This window comes from Aeromonas sp. R1-1, assembly GCF_040908495.1.
In the GTDB taxonomy this organism is placed as follows: Bacteria; Pseudomonadota; Gammaproteobacteria; order Enterobacterales; family Aeromonadaceae; genus Aeromonas; species Aeromonas veronii.
This window is the reverse complement of the sequence record NZ_JBFODV010000298.1, coordinates 1-18,882: the sequence shown is the minus strand read 5'-3', so window position 1 is coordinate 18,882 and position 18,882 is coordinate 1. Positions and strand designations below refer to the sequence as shown.

Annotated in this window: 19 protein-coding genes; all 19 read left to right on the top strand. The window is 59.0% G+C overall.

Features of this window, described 5'->3' with window-relative positions:
• Positions 1-167: 167 nt before the first annotated feature.
• The 19 genes from trmJ to der all read left to right on the top strand — a co-directional run bounded on the left by trmJ (position 168) and on the right by der (position 18,802).
• Positions 168-890, top strand: a complete 723-nt coding sequence (gene trmJ, locus AB5Y92_RS20440) for a tRNA (cytosine(32)/uridine(32)-2'-O)-methyltransferase TrmJ (protein WP_064341955.1) — start codon at positions 168-170, stop codon at positions 888-890.
• A gap of 92 nt (positions 891-982) precedes the next feature.
• Complete coding sequence (iscR, locus tag AB5Y92_RS20435; protein ID WP_026035025.1) at positions 983-1,486, top strand: Fe-S cluster assembly transcriptional regulator IscR; 504 nt, start codon at positions 983-985, stop codon at positions 1,484-1,486.
• Positions 1,487-1,539: 53 nt separating this feature from the next.
• On the top strand, positions 1,540-2,754 hold the full coding sequence (locus AB5Y92_RS20430; protein WP_013723838.1) for an IscS subfamily cysteine desulfurase: 1,215 nt from the start codon (positions 1,540-1,542) through the stop codon (positions 2,752-2,754).
• A gap of 41 nt (positions 2,755-2,795) precedes the next feature.
• Complete coding sequence (iscU, locus tag AB5Y92_RS20425; protein WP_005333813.1) at positions 2,796-3,179, top strand: Fe-S cluster assembly scaffold IscU; 384 nt, start codon at positions 2,796-2,798, stop codon at positions 3,177-3,179.
• A gap of 15 nt (positions 3,180-3,194) precedes the next feature.
• Positions 3,195-3,518: an iron-sulfur cluster assembly protein IscA gene (iscA, locus tag AB5Y92_RS20420; protein ID WP_005333812.1), complete on the top strand. Its 324-nt coding sequence runs from the start codon at positions 3,195-3,197 to the stop codon at positions 3,516-3,518.
• 118 nt (positions 3,519-3,636) lie between these two features.
• Positions 3,637-4,155 carry a co-chaperone HscB gene (gene hscB, locus AB5Y92_RS20415; protein ID WP_167569478.1) on the top strand — a complete coding sequence of 173 codons (519 nt, stop codon included), beginning with the start codon at positions 3,637-3,639 and terminating at the stop codon, positions 4,153-4,155.
• Between the two features lie 28 nt (positions 4,156-4,183).
• The gene (gene hscA, locus AB5Y92_RS20410) at positions 4,184-6,031 is read left to right on the top strand and encodes a Fe-S protein assembly chaperone HscA (protein ID WP_005351033.1); all 1,848 of its coding nucleotides are present in this window, start codon (positions 4,184-4,186) and stop codon (positions 6,029-6,031) included.
• 1 nt (position 6,032) lies between these two features.
• Complete coding sequence (fdx, locus tag AB5Y92_RS20405) at positions 6,033-6,371, top strand: ISC system 2Fe-2S type ferredoxin (RefSeq protein ID WP_005333808.1); 339 nt, start codon at positions 6,033-6,035, stop codon at positions 6,369-6,371.
• 174 nt (positions 6,372-6,545) lie between these two features.
• Positions 6,546-7,850: an aminopeptidase PepB gene (gene pepB, locus AB5Y92_RS20400; RefSeq protein WP_368227505.1), complete on the top strand. Its 1,305-nt coding sequence runs from the start codon at positions 6,546-6,548 to the stop codon at positions 7,848-7,850.
• Positions 7,847-9,130 carry an aminopeptidase PepB gene (gene pepB / locus AB5Y92_RS20395; protein ID WP_368227503.1) on the top strand — a complete coding sequence of 428 codons (1,284 nt, stop codon included), beginning with the start codon at positions 7,847-7,849 and terminating at the stop codon, positions 9,128-9,130. The genes pepB (AB5Y92_RS20400) and pepB (AB5Y92_RS20395) overlap by 4 nt, the downstream gene beginning before the upstream one ends.
• Positions 9,131-9,397: 267 nt before the next feature.
• A complete protein-coding gene (ndk, locus tag AB5Y92_RS20390) occupies positions 9,398-9,826 on the top strand; it encodes a nucleoside-diphosphate kinase (RefSeq protein WP_005333805.1) in 429 nt (142 codons plus the stop codon).
• A 167-nt stretch (positions 9,827-9,993) separates the two neighbouring features.
• Positions 9,994-11,097 (top strand): bifunctional tRNA (adenosine(37)-C2)-methyltransferase TrmG/ribosomal RNA large subunit methyltransferase RlmN, encoded by a 1,104-nt coding sequence (locus AB5Y92_RS20385; protein ID WP_005344856.1) that lies wholly within the window; start codon positions 9,994-9,996, stop codon positions 11,095-11,097.
• A gap of 11 nt (positions 11,098-11,108) precedes the next feature.
• Positions 11,109-11,900 (top strand): PilW family type IVa pilus biogenesis/stability lipoprotein TapF, encoded by a 792-nt coding sequence (tapF, locus tag AB5Y92_RS20380; protein ID WP_085943024.1) that lies wholly within the window; start codon positions 11,109-11,111, stop codon positions 11,898-11,900.
• On the top strand, positions 11,890-12,858 hold the full coding sequence (gene rodZ, locus AB5Y92_RS20375) for a cytoskeleton protein RodZ (protein WP_069527795.1): 969 nt from the start codon (positions 11,890-11,892) through the stop codon (positions 12,856-12,858). The genes tapF and rodZ overlap by 11 nt, the downstream gene beginning before the upstream one ends.
• Before the next feature lie 10 nt (positions 12,859-12,868).
• The gene (gene ispG / locus AB5Y92_RS20370; RefSeq protein WP_005333801.1) at positions 12,869-13,984 is read left to right on the top strand and encodes a flavodoxin-dependent (E)-4-hydroxy-3-methylbut-2-enyl-diphosphate synthase; all 1,116 of its coding nucleotides are present in this window, start codon (positions 12,869-12,871) and stop codon (positions 13,982-13,984) included.
• A 138-nt stretch (positions 13,985-14,122) separates the two neighbouring features.
• Complete coding sequence (gene hisS, locus AB5Y92_RS20365; protein ID WP_005351051.1) at positions 14,123-15,400, top strand: histidine--tRNA ligase; 1,278 nt, start codon at positions 14,123-14,125, stop codon at positions 15,398-15,400.
• Positions 15,401-15,403: 3 nt separating this feature from the next.
• Positions 15,404-16,054 carry a YfgM family protein gene (locus AB5Y92_RS20360; protein WP_368227501.1) on the top strand — a complete coding sequence of 217 codons (651 nt, stop codon included), beginning with the start codon at positions 15,404-15,406 and terminating at the stop codon, positions 16,052-16,054.
• Positions 16,047-17,231 (top strand): outer membrane protein assembly factor BamB, encoded by a 1,185-nt coding sequence (gene bamB, locus AB5Y92_RS20355; RefSeq protein WP_005333796.1) that lies wholly within the window; start codon positions 16,047-16,049, stop codon positions 17,229-17,231. Before AB5Y92_RS20360 ends, bamB begins: the two co-directional genes overlap by 8 nt.
• 74 nt (positions 17,232-17,305) lie before the next feature.
• Complete coding sequence (gene der, locus AB5Y92_RS20350) at positions 17,306-18,802, top strand: ribosome biogenesis GTPase Der (protein WP_005333794.1); 1,497 nt, start codon at positions 17,306-17,308, stop codon at positions 18,800-18,802.
• The last annotated feature ends 80 nt before the right edge of the window (positions 18,803-18,882 follow it).

Sequence of the window (18,882 nt, the reverse complement as noted above, 5' to 3'; positions counted from 1 at the left end):
GTTTATCGGATATCCATCAAGTTTAGTCCCCCCCTCTCACTTCCCTCATGCTGGTTTGTTATACAAACAGGTGGTTTTGTTCTGAAATGGCTCGGCTTTTACGGTGCCAACATGGTGTTCTCTTATGTTACAATTGCGCGCCATTTTTGACTGAAGATTGACTGGGCATGTTGGATCAGATTCGTATCGTTTTGGTAAACACCTCTCATACCGGCAACATGGGGTCTGCGGCACGCGCCATGAAGACCATGGGGTTGACCCAGCTGGTATTGGTTGATCCGCAAGCCTTGCCGGATGACAATGCCTTCGCCCTGGCGGCTGGTGCCAGCGATGTGCTTGCCAATGCCCGTATCGTCCCGACACTGGACGACGCGATCGCCGATTGTGGTCTGGTGATTGGCACCAGCGCCCGCTCGCGAACCCTGAGCTGGCCCATGCTCGATCCCCGTGAGGCCGGCGAAAAGTCGATAGTCGAGGGGATGCAGCACCCGGTCGCGCTGGTGTTTGGCCGTGAACGCACTGGTCTCACCAACGACGAATTGCAAAAGTGCCACTACCACGTGGCCATTCCGGCCAATCCTGATTACAGCTCTCTCAATCTGGCCATGGCGGTGCAGACTCTCTGCTACGAAGTGCGGATGCGCTGGCTGCAGGGGCAGGCCGCCGAGCCTGAAGACGAGATGGTCTATCCGAGTGCCGCCCAGCTGGAAGGGTTTTATCAGCACCTGGAACAAACCCTGATGAAGACCGGTTTTATTGCCGATGACCATCCGGGTCATGTGATGAGCAAGCTGCGTCGCCTGTTCAATCGGGCTCGGCCGGAAGCAGCTGAGCTCAACATTCTGCGCGGTATTCTGACCTCGGTGCAGAAAGCGCACGTACCGGATTAATCCGACTGATTTACTCAACCATATACTTGACTGATTTGGTCGGGTATGTGACCATGTGCCCCATTAAATTGCTTCGCAAGACGGTAAGGCACATGAGACTGACTTCAAAAGGACGTTACGCTGTAACCGCCATGCTCGACGTGGCGCTGCATGCAGAGCAGGGGCCCGTCCCCCTTGCCGATATTTCCGAGCGCCAGGGCATCTCGTTGTCCTATCTCGAGCAGCTCTTTGCCCGCCTGCGCAAACATGGTCTGGTGAGCAGCGTGCGTGGCCCGGGTGGTGGTTATCGCCTCGGGTTGGCCCCAGGCGAGATTTCGGTTGGTCAGGTGATCACCGCGGTCGATGAGTCGGTCGATGCCACCAAGTGTCTCGGCAAGGGCGGTTGCCACGGCGGTACCCAGTGCCTGACTCACTCCCTGTGGCGTGATTTGAGTGAGCGGATCTCCAGCTTCCTCGGGGATATCACGCTGGCCGAGCTGGTACGCCAGGCCGATGTGCGCCGCATTGCCGGCAAGCAAGATGAACAAATGAAGACCGTGTTGTCCCTGGTTGATCGGGCAGAACACGGCGATGTGAGCTTGAAAGTCCAACTATAAACGTGCTTTCCACAGCGGGACTCTGTATGACCCGGACTGTGACGGAGAAAAACATGAAACTGCCTATTTACCTTGATTATTCGGCAACCTGTCCGGTGGACCCGCGTGTCGCAGAAAAAATGATGCAGTGTCTCACCATGGATGGCCTGTTCGGCAATCCGGCTTCCCGTTCTCACCGCTTTGGCTGGCAAGCCGAAGAGGCGGTGGATCTGGCCCGTAATCAAGTGGCAGATCTGATCGGTGCCGATCCCCGCGAGATCGTCTTCACTTCCGGTGCGACCGAATCCAATAACCTGGCCATCAAGGGTGTTGCCCACTTCTATGCCAGCAAGGGCAAGCACATCATCACCTCCAAGACCGAACACAAGGCGGTGCTCGATACCTGTCGCCAGCTGGAGCGTGAAGGGTTCGAGGTGACCTATCTTGAGCCGATGCCCAACGGCCTGTTCACTATCGAGATGATCGAGAATGCCATGCGTGATGACACCATCCTGGTGAGCATCATGCATGTGAACAACGAAATCGGCGTGGTTCAGAACATTGCCGCCATCGGCGAGTTGTGCCGTTCCCGCAAGATCCTGCTGCACGTGGATGCCGTTCAGAGTGTGGGCAAGATCCCGGTAGATGTGGAAGCACTGAAAGTGGACCTGCTCTCCGTCTCAGCGCACAAGGTGTACGGTCCGAAAGGGATCGGTGCACTGTTTGTTCGCCGCAAACCCCGCGTTCGTCTGGAAGCCCAGATGCACGGTGGCGGCCACGAGCGAGGCATGCGTTCCGGTACTCTGCCGACCCACCAGATCGTCGGGATGGGCGAAGCTTTCCGCATCGCCAAAGAAGAGATGGTGAGTGAAGGCGAGCGTATCTTGGCACTGCGCCAGCGTCTGTGGAATGGCATCAAGGACATTGAAGCCGTCTACATCAATGGCGATCTGGAGCAACGTGTTCCGGGCAACCTCAACGTCAGCTTTGCCTATGTGGAAGGGGAATCCCTCATCATGGCGCTGAAAGATTTGGCGGTCTCTTCCGGTTCGGCCTGTACCTCCGCCAGCCTGGAACCCTCCTATGTGCTGCGCGCACTGGGTCTGAACGATGAGCTGGCACACAGCTCCATCCGTTTCAGCATGGGTCGCTTCACCACCGAGGAAGAGATTGACTACGCGGTCAAGCTTATTCGTGACTCCATCGGTCGTCTGCGCGAGATGTCCCCCCTGTGGGAGATGTACAAAGACGGCGTCGATCTGAACACGGTCGAATGGGCTCATCACTGATCCACCGGGTCAGTGAGCAACAGAATTAGCAGGAGTGAGATATGGCTTACAGTGAAAAAGTAATCGACCACTACGAGAATCCTCGCAACGTCGGTGGTTTTGACAAGAATGATCCCAGCGTTGCAACCGGCATGGTCGGTGCGCCCGCTTGTGGCGACGTGATGAAGCTGCAATTGAAGATCAGCGACGAAGGCATCATCGAAGATGCCAAGTTCAAGACCTACGGCTGCGGTTCTGCCATCGCCTCCAGCTCCCTGGTGACCGAATGGGTCAAGGGCAAGACCCTGGACGAAGCGGCTGGCATCAAGAACACAGATATCGCCGAAGAGCTGGCCCTGCCACCGGTGAAGATCCACTGCTCCATTCTGGCCGAGGACGCCATCAAGGCCGCCATCGCCGATTACAAGCAGAAGAAAGGTCTCTAAGCGCCGGAGAGCAGTATGGCTATTACCATGACAGATGCCGCCGCGGCACGGGTTTCCTCTTTTCTGGCTAACCGGGGCAAGGGCATTGGCCTGCGCCTCGGCGTCAAAACCACTGGCTGCTCCGGTCTGGCCTACGTGCTTGAGTTCGTTGATGAACTGACCGATGAGGATCAGGTGTTCGAGCAGCAGGGCGTCAAGATTATTGTCGATGCCAAGAGCCTGATCCATCTGGATGGCACCGAGCTGGATTTCGTCAAGGAGGGCCTCAACGAGGGCTTCCAGTTCAACAATCCCAACGCCAAAGGCGAGTGTGGTTGCGGCGAAAGCTTCAGTGTCTGAGATGTTTGACGTCAATGATCCTTCGTCTGTGGTTGAGCGGGTCGCCCATGACCCGTTCAACCACATATCATTTGCCAGGGGCGAGTGAGGTTGTGGCGAACGTTTCCAAGAGGTTTGCATGAATCATTTCGAGCTGTTTGGGCTGGTTGAAGGCTTCGAGCTCGATACCCGTCAGTTGGCTGATACCTACCGCCAGCTGCAAACCCAATTCCATCCTGATCGTTTTGCCACCGCCCCCGAACGGGAGCAGCTGGCTGCGGTGCAACGTGCCGCCCAGATCAACGAAGCATTCACCACCCTCAAGGCGCCGCTGCGCCGTGCAGAATATCTGCTCTCCCTGCGTGGCACCGATATCCGTGGTGAACAGCAGACTCTGCAAGATAGCGCGTTTCTGATGCAGCAGCTGGAGTGGCGCGAGCGTCTGGCCGATCTGAAAGATGACGCAGACCCTGAGCGCGCAATCAAGGATTTTCGCAGCGAGATCAGGCATGATCACCAGATGTTGATGCAGCAGCTGACCGAGTCTCTTGCCGCCGGTAAAGATCTCGTTGCCGCTGATTGCGTTCGCAAACTCAAGTTTGTCGACAAGCTCCTTGAAGAGCTGGAACGATTCGAAGACTCGCTTCTCGAGTCTTGATCCTTTAACGCTGGAAGTTTCATTACCCATGGCATTACTGCAAATCGCCGAACCCGGCCAGAGCGCTGTTCCTCATCAGCACAAACGTGCCGTCGGCATCGATCTCGGCACCACCAACTCTCTCGTCGCTGCGGTTCGCAGTGGTCACGCCGATACCCTTTGCGATGAGCAAGGGCGCGACCTGCTTCCGTCAGTGGTGCACTATCAAAGCGACGCCATTCGGGTCGGAATTGATGCCAAGCGCGAAGCGGCACTCGATCCTCACAACACCATCGTCTCGGTCAAACGGATGATGGGCAAGGCGCTGGCGGATATCGATACCCGCCAGCAGCCTTACCAGTTTGTTGCCGCCGACAATGGCATGCCGCAACTGCAAACCCGTCAGGGGCTGGTCAATCCGGTGCAGGTCTCGGCCGAAATTCTCAAAAAGCTGGCCGAGCGTGGCGCCCAGACACTCGGGGGCGATCTCGATGGCGTGGTCATTACCGTGCCCGCCTATTTCGATGATGCCCAGCGTCAGGGGACCAAGGATGCGGCCCGTCTGGCCGGTCTGCACGTGCTGCGACTGCTCAACGAGCCGACTGCGGCTGCGATTGCCTATGGCCTTGACTCCGGTCAGGAAGGGGTGATCGCGGTATACGATCTGGGGGGCGGTACCTTCGATATCTCCATTCTGCGGCTGCATCGCGGTGTGTTTGAAGTGATGGCTACCGGCGGCGATTCCGCCCTCGGCGGTGATGATTTTGATCACCTGCTGGCGGACTGGATCAAGGAGCAAGCGGGCCTCTCCGGCGAGCTGGATGCCCATCTGCAGCGCGAGCTGCTGGATGTGGCCGCTGCCGTCAAACACGGCCTGACCGATGCCGAGCAGGTGGCGTGCACCTTTGCTGGCTGGCAGGGTTCAGTGAGCCGTAGCCAGTTTGATGAACTCATCACCCCGCTGGTGAAACGGACCTTGCTGGCTTGTCGCCGCGCCCTGCGCGATGCGGGTCTTGAGCAGGTGGAAGTGCTGGAAGTGGTGATGGTCGGTGGCTCCACCCGGGTGCCGCTGGTGCGTGAACTGGTGGGCGAGTTCTTCCAGCGTACGCCGCTGACCAGTATCGATCCGGACAAGGTGGTCGCCATCGGCGCCGCCATCCAGGCCGATATTCTGGTGGGTAACAAGCCCGATGCCGAGATGCTGCTGCTGGACGTTATCCCCTTGTCGCTGGGTCTGGAGACCATGGGTGGCCTCGCCGAGAAGGTGATCCCGCGCAACACCACCATCCCGGTTGCCCGCGCCCAGGAGTTCACCACCTTCAAGGATGGTCAGACCGCCATGGCCATTCACGTGGTACAGGGTGAACGCGAGTTGGTGGCCGATTGCCGCTCCCTGGCCCGCTTTACCCTGACCGGTATTCCGCCGATGGCAGCCGGCGCCGCCCATATTCGCGTCACCTTCCAGGTGGATGCGGATGGTCTGCTCTCGGTCAGCGCCATGGAGAAATCCTCCGGCGTGCAGGCCGAGATCCAGGTCAAGCCCTCTTACGGGCTGGCGGAGCAGGATATCCTCAACATGCTGAGTGCCTCCATCGAGAACGCCCAGCAGGATATGGATGCCCGCATGCTGGCCGAGCAGCAGGTTGAAGCTGACCGGGTGGTCGAGAGTCTCAATGCCGCGCTGGCCGCTGATGGCGATGCCCTGCTCAATGCTGCCGAGCGTGCCGAGATTGATGCCGCCATCGCCCATCTGCTGACCATGCGCAACAGCGGTGCAACCCATCAAATCAAAGAAGCCATTGAGGCAGCCGATGCTGTCAGTGGCGAGTTTGCAGCCCGCCGGATGGACGCCTCCATCCGCAAGGTGCTGACCGGACAAAACGTCAACAAGGTGTAATATGCCAAAACTGATCATTCTTCCTCATCCCGTACTCTGTCCGGATGGCGCCGCCCTCGAGGGGCAAAGCGGCGAGACCATTCTAGATGTGGCGCTGCGCAACGGTATCGAAATCGAGCACGCCTGCGAGAAATCCTGTGCCTGCACCACCTGCCACTGCGTGGTGCGCGAGGGCTTTGACTCGCTCGAGCCAAGTGACGAGCTGGAAGACGACATGCTGGACAAGGCGTGGGGGTTGGAGCCGGAATCGCGCCTCAGCTGCCAGGCAAAACTGGCGGACGAGGATCTGGTGGTGGAATTGCCCAAGTACACCCTGAACCTTGCCTCTGAACGCCATTAATTACACATGAGTGAATTGCACGTGCAGCATCCTGTGGTGCTTCAGTGATATGGTGGAAGGCCGTGACCCTCGGGGGCACGGCCTTTTTTGTATTCGTTATTCTCTCTTTGCCAATAAGCTCTTTGCCCATAAAGAGTGCTTATACATAGTGCCAGTAAAAAGGAAGCAAACACGATGGCTGACATGATGAAGGTAGCGTTATCCACCCAGGCTGCGGCCGCCTATTGGGGCGAGGGCGCCCAGCTCAGTTTTAATGGCGACGAGGCTCTGATCCATCTTGGTACCGCCGGTCAGGAGAAGGATATTCTGCGCACCGTTCAGCGCTCCGCCCGTCGCCTCGAATCGAGCGGGATCAAGCGGGTGACGCTGGTCGGTGAAGGCTGGGATCTGGAGCGTCGCTACGCGTTCGCCCAGGGGTTCTACGCCGCCAAGGGTGCGCGTGAACTGGATTTCGGCAAGCAGAGCGACGCGGAAGCCCGTGAACTGGATGCGCTGCTCAAGGCGGCTCGCTGGGTACGTGACATCACCAATGGCTGTCCGGAAGAGATCTACCCCATGAGTCTGGCGGAATCGGCCCTGTTGCTCATTCGTGGTATCGCCGGGGATCAGGTCACTGCCCGCATCACCGCCGGTGAAGCGCTGCGCGAGTCCGGCCATATCGGGATCTGGTCGGTTGGCCGTGGCAGCGAGCGCGAGCCTGTGCTGCTGGAGCTCGACTACAACCCGACCGGTGATCGCAATGCGCCCGTGGTGGCGGCGCTGGTGGGCAAGGGGATCACTTTTGATTCCGGTGGCTACTCCATGAAGTCCTCTGACAACATGCTGCCGATGAAGTCCGATATGGGCGGCGCGGCCATGGTGACCGGCGCGCTGGCGCTGGCTATCAGCCGCGGCCTGAACCAGCGGGTGAAGCTCATTCTCTGCTGCGCCGAGAACCTGGTCTCCGGCCACGCCTTCAAGCTGGGCGACATCCTCACTTACAAGAATGGGGTTTCGGTCGAGATCCAGAACACCGATGCGGAAGGTCGTCTGGTGCTGGCCGATGGCCTGATGGCGGCCTCCGACAGCGGTGCGGCTTATATCCTTGACGCAGCCACCCTGACCGGCGCCGCCAAGATGGCGTTGGGGCGCGATTATAATGCGGTGTTTGCCCTCGATGAGACCGAACAGCAGCGTGCGCTGGCCGCCGCCAAGGTGGAAAACGAACAGGCGTGGGCGCTGCCGCTGGAGCCCTGGCATGCCAGCCAGCTCACCTCGGCCTTTGCCGATCTGGGCAACGTCGCCTCGGCAGAAGGCACGGCCGGTGCCACCACGGCTGCTGCGTTCCTTTCCCGTTTCGTACGTGATGAGGGCAAGGGTTGGGTGCACCTGGATCTGGCAGCCTCTTATCAGAAATCGGGCAATGATCTCTGGGCGACCGGCGCCAAGGGGCACGGTCTGCGTACCATCGCCCGCTGGCTGCAGGAGGTGACCGCATGAATGTCTGGTTAAGTCGTGAATTTGCACCGGCCGAGTGGGGGGAGGGGGCGCTGCTCTCTCACCGTGCCGACGGCATGGTGATCCATCTGGTGACGGCCAATCCGCTGCTCGATATCCAGCAGGCGGCCCGTCGCCTCTGCCTGCAGGGGATCCAGAAAGTGACCCTGGCTGGTCACTGGGAGCGTGAACAGCAGTGGGCTTTTGCCCAAGGGCTGCAAACCCCCAAGGCGGAGGTGCAACTGCAGTGGGCCATGTCCTCGGAAGAGGACAGAGAGGAGCTGGAAGCGCGTTGGCTCTGCGGCCGCTGGGTGCGCGAGATGACCAATGCCACCCCGGAGCAGTTGGGCCCGCTGGAGCTGGGGGTGGAAGCGGCCTCCTTTATTACCGAGCTGGCGCCGGACAAGGTGAGTCATCGCATTTTGAAAGGCGAAGCGCTGCAACAGGCGGGCTGGGTCGGCCTCTATCAGGTGGGCCGCGGCAGTGCGCGCGAACCGGTATTGCTGGAGCTCGACTTCAACCCGGGGCGTGACCCCAAGGCGCCGGTAGCGGCAGCGCTGGTGGGCAAGGGGATCACCTTTGACTCCGGCGGCTACTCCATGAAGAGCTCCGAGGGGATGCTCACCATGAAGTGCGACATGGGGGGCGCGGCGATTGTCACCGGTGCGCTGGCGCTGGCTATGCTGCGCGGGCTCGACAAGCGGGTGAAGCTGATCCTCTGCTGCGCCGAGAACCTGGTCTCCGGCCACGCCTACAAGCTGGGCGACATCCTCACCTACAAGAACGGCACCACGGTCGAGATTGTGAATACCGATGCCGAGGGGCGGCTGGTGCTGGCTGACGGTCTGCAACTGGCGAGCGAGTCCGGCGCACCGCTGATCATCGATGCCGCGACCCTGACTGGCGCAGCCGTGATGGCGCTGGGTGGGCGCTACAATGCCCTGTTCGGCCTCGACAAAGGGTTGGTAAGCCGGGCCATGACCTATGCCGATGCCGAGCATGAGCCTGCCTGGCCGCTGCCGCTGGAGCCCTGGCACCGCCAGCAGTGTCCCTCCCATTACGCCGACACGGCCAACAGCCGTCCGGTGAAGGGGGGCGGGCCGGGTGGCGCCTCCAACGCTGCGGGTTTCCTCTCCCGTTTCGTTGCCAACGAAGGGATGGGCTGGCTGCATATCGATCTGGCCGCCTGCTTCAGTGACAACGGCGATGCCCTCTGGGCGCCGGGGGCCAATACCCTGGGGATGCGCACCATAGCGCGGGCCCTGCTGGCGGAAGCCAAATAGGCGAGACAAGGCACCTTCGGGTGCCTTTTTCATGCTGTTCGAATTGTGAACAAAAGATGGGGTTTTGGCGGCTTAAGGTAACTATCGTGCGCAAGCGCACATATTTTCCGGCTCTACTCGGTCAAGATGAGTGTGGATGTTGATTGCAAGGGAGTAATGTTTAATAAAAAGTTGCTTGTTTGTGTGTTTTTCCGGTTTTTGTTTACGTATAATCGCCAGCGAACATGGATTCTAACAATAAAACTCTGTAGTTAAGGAAAGATATCAATGGCCATCGAACGTACCTTCTCTATCGTCAAACCGGATGCTGTCAGCAAGAACCTGATCGGTGCCATCTATAGCCGTTTCGAAAGCGCAGGCTTGAAAGTGGTGGCATCCAAAATGCTGCACATGAGCAGTGAACAGGCTGCCGGTTTCTATGCCGAGCATCAGGGCAAGCCTTTTTATGACAATCTGGTCAGCTTCATGACCTCTGGCCCTGTCATGGTGCAGGTGCTGGAAGGGGAAGACGCCATCCGTCGCAATCGCGAGATCATGGGGGCTACCAACCCGAAAGAGGCGCTGGCTGGTACCTTGCGTGCCTGTTATGCCGAGAGCATCGATCGCAACGCAGTGCATGGCTCCGATGCACCGGCATCCGCTGCCCGCGAAATTGCCTACTTCTTCTCTGACAACGAGATCTGCCCGCGCGGCTGATTTTTGTGGATGATGACCCAAGGGAGCCTCGGCTCCCTTTGTTGTTTTCGCCGTTTACGCAATATCCCTCTATTCTCCAGGTGGAAAGCCAGACCCATTATTTGTACAATGCCGCCCCCTGACGTCGTCAGCCAATAATTGATGAAGTGTTTGAACTGAGGCCATTGATGAGCGAAACAAAAATCAACCTGCTGGATCTTGATCGGGATGCCATGCGTGCCTTTTTCGTCGAACTGGGCGAGAAGCCATTCCGGGCAGATCAGGTCATGAAGTGGATCTATCACTTTGGGTGTGATGATTTCGATCAGATGACCAACGTCAACAAGGTGCTCAAAGAGCGCCTCAAGGCGATCGCCGAGATCAAGGCGCCCGAGATCAGCCGCGAGCAGCGCTCTGCCGATGGCACCATCAAGTGGGCCTTGCAGGTGGGCGATCAGGAGGTCGAGACCGTCTACATCCCGGAAGATGACCGCGCGACCCTATGCGTCTCCTCTCAAGTTGGCTGTGCGCTGGAGTGCAAGTTCTGCTCCACGGCTCAACAAGGCTTCAACCGCAATCTGAAAGTCTCCGAGATCATCGGTCAGGTGTGGCGTGCGGCCCGCGTGGTCGGTGGCAAGCGTCCCATCACCAACGTGGTGATGATGGGGATGGGCGAGCCGCTGCTCAACCTCGCCAACGTGGTGCCCGCCATGCGTCTGATGATGGATGACTACGGCTTTGGCATCTCCAAGCGCCGGGTGACCATCTCCACCTCTGGCGTGGTACCTGCGCTGGACAAGCTGGGTGACCAGATCGACGTGGCGCTGGCTATCTCCCTGCACGCCCCGAACGACAAGTTGCGTTCAGAGATCATGCCGATCAACGACAAGTACAACATCGAGGAGTTCCTCGCCGGTGTCCGTCGTTACCTGGCCAAATCCAATGCCAACGGTGGTCGGGTGACCGTCGAGTATGTGCTGCTCGATCATATCAATGACGATATGCAGCATGCTCACGAGCTGGCCAAGGTGCTCAAGGACACTCCGAGCAAGATCAATCTGATCCCGTTCAACCCCTTCCCGGGCAACCCTTACGGCAAGCCGAGCAACAGCCGTATCGATCGCTTCTCCAAGGTGCTGATGGAGTACGGTTTCACCGTGATTGTCCGCAAGACCCGTGGTGATGACATTGATGCCGCCTGTGGTCAGCTGGTGGGTGACGTGATTGACCGTACCAAGCGAACTATCAAAAATCGGATGCAACAGGATGGGATTTCCGTCAAAATGGTTTAAATGCTAAGCCATTGTATAGACAGGGAATGGATACACGTACATTGATCGTAGTGGCAGCGCTCTGCGCGCTGCCAGGCTGTGTGACCGAGACCACTTACGCTGGCCAGAACTCGACCCAGCGTGAAGTGGGTCCTGACCTCAAGGCGGCTGCCCAAACCCGCCTCGACCTGGGTATCCAGTACCTGCGTCAGGGCAATGCCGAGCAGGCCAAGTTCAATCTTGACCGCGCCCTCCAGTATGACCCCTCCAACCCCCAGATCCAGATCGGCTTTGCCTACTTTTACCAGAAGGTAGGAGATTTCAAGGCAGCCGAGACCCATTACAAGAACGCCCTTGCCATGGATCCGTCCAATGCTGACGCAATGAACAACTATGGTGCCTTCCTCTGTGATCGCGGAAGGTATGCCGAGGCAGATCAGGCGTTCAACCAGGCTGTTATTCAGCCAGGCTATGTAAAAATTGCCGATACCTATGAAAATGCGGCACTTTGTGCGCTGCAAAATCGCAGAAATGATAAAGCAGGCGAGTACTATCGCCTGGCCTTGGGGTATAATCCCCGCAATCCAGGGTTATTGCTGGACTTGGCCGAGCTTTCCATGAAAGATGGCAAGCTGCCTGATGTGCAGTCCTACCTCGCCCGTTTTGCCGATGTGTCAGACGAGAACGAGGAGAGTCTCTGGTTGAGACTTCGGCTGGCACAGGCGATGGACAAGCCGGCATTACTTCACCAATTCGGGACTGAGCTGGTAAGGCAATATCCCACTTCGCAACAAGCCAAGCGTTATTTAGCCAATGACTATTGAACAGCAACACGATTTCCAAGACGACTCCCAGGCAGTAGGCCCAGGCCAATTGCTGCGCAACGCCCGTGAACAGCTTGGCTGGACACGAGAACAGGTTGCGTCCCGCATTCACCTTCGTCTGACCCTGATCGCCGCTATCGAATCGGATACCTACGACAAGCACACCTCCCATACCTTTATTCGGGGCTATCTGCGTACCTATGCCAAGCTGGTCGGGATCCCCGACGAGACCATTCTGGCTGCTTACGACAAGCTGGGTCTGACTCCTCCCGACAATATCGACATGCAGAGCTTCTCCCGTCGCTCCCGCCAGCAAGCCAACGACAGTCGGCTCAAGGTGGTGACCTGGCTGGTGATCCTGGTGTTGATTGCGCTCTCGGTCGCCTGGTGGTGGCAGAGTACTTCACGCCGCTCCGCCGGTGATGAAGCGCTGGCAGCCACCGAGATGAGTGCAACCGGTTCGACTCCGGCTGAACCTGCCATCACGCCGCCCGATGCAATTAACACCGCTCCGGTGGAAGGCGCAGCCAACGCACCGGCAGCCACGGACGTGATTGCCCCTGCGGTGGTCTCCGATGCGACGGCTACCCTGGCGCCTGCTTCAGCGGCTATTGCCCCGAACGATGTCAGCGCGGCTGTCGGCACTGCGACCGATGCTGCGGTATCCGGCGCCAATGGCACTGAATCTGAAGAGGCTGTCGTTGATCCGGCGACTGCGCCGCAACTGAAGATGAGCTTCACCGCCGATTGCTGGCTGGATGTGAAGGATGCCAACGGCAAGACCCTGTTCAGTGGTCTGAAGAAGGCCAACGACGAGCTGGTGCTGGAAGGCGCCGAGCCCCTGAAGTTCATCATTGGCGCGCCCATGGCCGTCAAGCTTGACTACAAGGGTCAGTCGTTTGATATGAGCCGTTACAACAACGGTCGTACAGCCCGCTTCTCACTGCCGCAGGAGTAATCTGTTTCCCATGTCTTCTCACGAATCACCCATCATTCGTCGTAAATCCAGACAGATCATGGTTGGTAATGTACCGGTTGGGGGCGATGCCCCCATTACCGTGCAGACCATGACCAACACCAAGACCACAGATGTCGCCGCCACCATCGAGCAGATCCAGCGGATCGAGCGGGTCGGTGCCGATATCGTCCGTGTCTCCGTGCCCACCATGGAAGCGGCGGAAGCCTTCCGGCTGATCAAACAGCAGACCCGCATCCCCATCGTTGCCGATATCCACTTCGACTATCGCATCGCCCTGAAAGTGGCCGAGTACGGTGCCGACTGCCTGCGTATCAACCCGGGCAACATCGGCAATGAGCAGCGGGTGCGATCAGTGGTCGATTGCGCGCGCGACCTCAATATCCCGATCCGTATCGGGGTCAATGGCGGGTCGCTGGAGAAAGATATCCAGGAGAAGTACGGCGAGCCGACCCCAGAGGCGCTAGTGGAGTCCGCCATGCGTCACGTGGACTATCTCGATCGTCTCGATTTCCAGGACTTCAAGGTGAGCGTCAAGGCCTCCGATGTGTTCCTGGCAGTCGGTGCCTATCGCTTGTTGGCCAAGCAGATTGAACAGCCGCTGCACCTTGGCATCACCGAAGCGGGCGGTTTCCGTGCCGGCGCGGTGAAGTCTGCCATCGGTCTGGGCATGCTGCTTACCGACGGCATCGGCGATACCCTGCGGATCTCGCTGGCGGCGGATCCGGTGGAGGAGGTAAAGGTCGGTTTCGATATCCTCAAATCCCTGCGTATTCGCTCCCGTGGCATCAACTTTATCGCTTGCCCATCCTGCTCACGGCAGGAGTTCGATGTGATCGCCACCGTCAATGCTCTGGAAGAGCGGCTCGAAGACATCATCACCCCGATGGATGTTTCCATCATCGGCTGTGTGGTGAATGGGCCGGGTGAAGCGCTGGTCTCCGACCTTGGTCTGGCGGGTGCCGCCAACAAGAGTGCCTTCTATGAAGGGGGCCAGCGGGTCGATCGGCTCGACAACAAGGATCTCATTCCAACTCTGGAGCGCCGCATTCGCGCCCGCGCCGCCATGCTGGATCCCGCCAACCGGATCCCGATGGACAAGGAGTGAGCGAAACAGGGCCACATTGGGTGGCCCTTTTTCCAGGTGACTGATTTTAAATCCCGCATCCGGATTCCCTGATTTTACCTTGGGGGGGAAAATCCCTATAATGCGGCCAAATTTTACCTCTTTTTCTCGAGTATCAACGTGGCAAAACAGATCCAAGCTATTCGCGGTATGAATGATTGCCTGCCGGAGCAGAGCCCGGTATGGCAGAAGGTTGAACAGATCCTGCGCCAGGTCGTTGCCAGCTATGGCTACAGCGAAGTGCGCATGCCGATTGTCGAGCAGACTCATCTGTTCAAGCGCGCCATCGGTGAAGTGACCGACGTGGTCGAAAAAGAGATGTACACCTTTGAAGATCGCAACGGCGACAGCCTGAGCCTGCGTCCGGAAGGGACCGCCAGCTGCGTCCGTGCCGGTATCGAACACGGTCTGCTCTACAACCAGGAACGCCGGATGTGGTACATGGGCCCCATGTTCCGTCACGAGCGTCCCCAGAAGGGCCGTTATCGCCAGTTCCACCAATTCGGTGTCGAGCTGTTTGGCATCAACGGGCCGGACATCGACGCTGAGCTGATCATGCTGACCCACCGTCTGTGGCGTCTGTTTGGCATCAGCGAGCATGTCACCCTGCAGCTCAACACCCTGGGTCAGAGCGCCGAGCGTGCCGCTTACCGCGATGCGCTGGTGGCCTATCTGGAGCAGTACAAGGAGCAGCTGGACGAAGAGAGCCAGCGCCGCATGTACAGTAACCCGCTGCGGGTGCTCGACTCCAAGGATGAAAAGGTGCAGGCCATTTTGGCGGGTGCCCCGCGTCTGTTCGACCATCTGGGCGAAGAGAGCCTGGCCCACTTCGAGGGGCTCAAGCGCCTGCTCGAGTCTGCCGGTATCAAATACGAAGTGAACGAACGTCTGGTGCGTGGTCTTGACTACTACAACCTGACCGTGTTCGAGTGGGTCACCAGCAGTCTGGGTGCCCAGGGCACCGTCTGTGCCGGTGGCCGCTACGATGGTCTGGTAGAGCAGCTGGGCGGTCAACCGACCCCGGCCGTGGGTTTTGCCATGGGTATGGAGCGTCTGGTGCTGATGCTGGAGACCCTCGAGCTCAACGCCGATATCCGCCCGGCGGTGGATGTCTATCTGGCGATGGTGGGCGAGGGGACCGAACAGGCTGGCTTTCAGCTGGCCGAGCGTCTGCGCGATGCCCTGCCGGACCTGCGCCTCATGAGCCACTGCGGTGGTGGCAACTTCAAGAAACAACTCAAACGTGCCGACAAGAGCGGCGCGGCAATCGCCCTGATCCTTGGTGAGACCGAGGTGCAAAACGGGGAGATCACTATCAAATATCTGCGTGGTCAGGCCGAGCAACAGACCGTCAAGGTTGACGCCGCCATTGCCCTGCTGGCAGCCAAAGGAGAGTAAGCTGTGGAAGTCTATACCACCGAAGAACAACAGGTTGAGGTTATCAAGGAGTGGTGGAAAGAGAACGGAACCTCGGTGATTGCCGGGACCGTGATCGGTCTGGTCGGTCTGTTCGGCTGGCGCTATTACAACCAGCACCAGCAAGAGACCATGGAGGCCTCCTCCCACTCTTACAACCTGGTGATTGAGCAGCTGGCCAAGGGCGATGCCGCCGGTTTCGAGCAGGCACAGCAGTTTGTTACCGCCAACAAGGGTGACTCCTACGGTGAACTGGCCGCTTTGCAACTGGCTGCCGCTGCCGTCAAGGCGGGCAAGCTGGATCTGGCTGTCGAGCAGCTGGAGCTGGTGGCGACCACGGGTGACGAGAGCATTCGTCCCATCGCGGCGCTGCGTCTGGCCCGTGTGCTGAATGATCAGGGCAAGGCAGATGAAGCGCTGGCCAAGCTGGCAACCATCCAGAATGAGGCCTTCAAGGCGCAGGTAGCCGAAGCCCGTGGTGATGTGCTGCAAAAGCAGGGCAAGACCGAAGAGGCTCGTGATGCCTATCAGGCGGCGGCGGATGCCGGCGGCCTGCAGGGTAGCGCCGAGCTCAAGCTGAAAATGGACGATCTGGCCCTGCCGGCCGTTGCGACTGGTGAGGCACCGGATGCGTAATCTATTCAAGATGGTGGCGCTGGGGGCTGCGGTCTCCTTCGCTCTGCAGGGTTGCTCCCTGTTCAGTTCCGAAGAGGATCTCAACCCGATGGCGCCGCTGCCCAAGGTTGAATCTGCCTTCACTGCCGACACCGCATGGTCATCTACTGTGGGTGATGGTATCGGTGACTTCTACTCCCAGCTCAAGCCGGTGGTGGAAGAGGATCGTATCTATGCGGCGGCCCGTGACGGCGATGTCAGCGCCTTTGACCGTGCCAGTGGCGATCGCCTCTGGACTGTCGATCTGGCCGACCTGCCGGTCAACGCCGACAAGCGTAGCGCTCGTCTCTCCGGTGGTCTGGTCTCCCGTTACGGCAAGCTGTTCCTCGGCTCCGAGAACGGGGTGGTCTACGCCCTGAACGAAGAGAATGGCGAAGTGCTGTGGCAGACCAATGTGCCCGGCGAAGTGGTGGCAAGCCCTGCGGTGGAAGATGGCCGCGTGGTAGTGTTGACCACCTCCGGTCGCCTGATCGCCCTCGACACCGACGAAGGCAAGATGCAGTGGTCGCTCTCCGAAGAGCAGCCGCCGCTGACCCTGCGCAGTGCCGGTGCACCGGTGATCACCAACGGCGCCGTGATTTACGGTCGTGCCGATGGCAAGGTGGGCATCGCCCTGCTGAGCAATGGCCAGCCGGTGCGCCAGTCGAAGGTGGCTGATCCGCGCGGTGCCACCGAGCTGGACCGCATGGTTGACGTCGATGCCAGCCCGCTGATCGCCGGTGATGAGCTCTACGCCATCGCCTACAACGGTCAGCTGATGGCGCGCAAACTGATGACCGGCGATGAAGTGTGGAAGCGCAAGTATTCCGGCTATCGCGATCTGGCGATGACTGGCAATGCCATCGTGCTGACCGACAGTCGCAGCCACCTGTTTGCCATCGACCGTCGCAACGGTCTGGAGCTGTGGTCAAACACCCAGCTGGAAAATCGTACCGTCACTGCACCTGTCATCTTCGGTGACTATGTGGTGGTGGGTGATGTGGAAGGATACCTGTATTGGCTTGATCGTACCGACGGTACCATCAAGGCGATGCAGCAGCTCGATAGCAGTGGTCTCTACGCCGCCCCGCTGGTGGATGGCGAGACCCTGTATGTGCAGAGCCGTGACGGCAAGTTGTACGCCCTCAAGCGTCCTTGATCGTCCGATAATGTGAATATCCGGCTCCTGGTCTTCGGACCCGGAGCCTTTGTCGTCTTGAGAATGAGGCTTTTATGACTCCTGTAGTAGCCCTGGTGGGCCGCCCCAACGTGGGGAAATCCACCCTGTTTAACCGCTTGACCCGTACTCGGGATGCCCTGGTTGCCGATTTTCCCGGTCTGACCCGGGACCGTAAATACGGTCAGGCGAAGTTGGGCGAGCTGGAATTTATCGTGGTCGATACCGGCGGTATCGATGGCACCGAAGAGGGGATCGAGCTGAAGATGGCCGAGCAATCTCTACTGGCCATCGAAGAAGCGGACGTCGTGCTGTTCATGGTGGATGCCCGTGCAGGCCTGACCGCGGCGGATCAAGCCATCGCCGAGCACCTGCGCAAGGCCCACAAGAAGGTATTTCTGGTGGCCAACAAGACCGACGGTATCGACGGTGATTCCGCGGTCTCCGAGTTCTACGGTCTGGCGCTGGGCGAGGTCTACCAGATCGCGGCCGCCCACGGTCGTGGCGTGCTGAGCCTGCTGGAACTGGCCCTGGCTCCCCATCTGGAGACCCTGGTCGACTCCGCTACCGATGAAGATGCGCAGGATGAGGAAGAGGAGGACTTCGACGAAGAAGCCCTGCTGCGCATGGTTGCTGCCGGTGAACTCGATACCAAAGAGGACACCAAGGAGACCCCGTTCGCCGACCTGCCCATCAAGTTCGCCATCGTTGGTCGTCCCAACGTCGGTAAATCTACTCTGACCAACCGCATGCTGGGTGAAGATCGGGTCATCGTCTATGACATGCCCGGCACCACCCGTGACTCCGTTTACATTCCGATGGAGCGTGACGAGCAGAAGTATGTGGTCATCGATACCGCCGGTGTGCGTCGTCGTGGCAAGGTGCACGAGACGGTGGAGAAGTTCTCCGTTATCAAGACCCTGAAAGCCATTGAAGATGCTAACGTCTGCCTGCTGGTGATCGACGCCCAGGAGACCATCACCGATCAGGACTTGAGCATCCTTGGCTATGTGCTCCACGCCGGTCGCTCCGTGGTGCTGGTGGTGAACAAGTGGGATGGTCTGGATCAGAAGGTGAAAGAAGATGTGAAGAACGAGCTGGATCGTCGCTTGGGCTTCATCGACTTCGCTCGCGTCCACTTCATCTCCGCCCTGCACGGCAGCGGTGTCGGCCATCTGTTTGAATCCATTCAGGAGGCTTACCAGTCCGCCACCCGTCGTACCAGCACGGCCATGCTGACCCGCATCATGCAGATGGCGCAGGAAGATCACCAGCCGCCGATGGTCAACGGTCGCCGCGTCAAGCTCAAGTATGCCCACGCCGGTGGCTACAACCCGCCGCGTATCGTGATCCACGGCAACCAGCTGAACGACTTGCCGGACTCCTACAAGCGGTATCTGATCAACTACTTCCGCAAGTCCCTCAAGATTATGGGCTCGCCAATCCGGGTCGAGTTCCAGGAGTCGGTCAACCCGTTTGAAGGGAAGAAGAACACCATGACCCTGAGTCAGGAACGTCAGCGCAAACGCCTGCTGAAGATGAAGAAGAAATAAGTCCTTGCGGCTGCCCTCACCGGCAGCCGCTTTGTTATCCTCGCCATGTTAAGGTGAGGAATAAGGGGAGGGGGATCTGC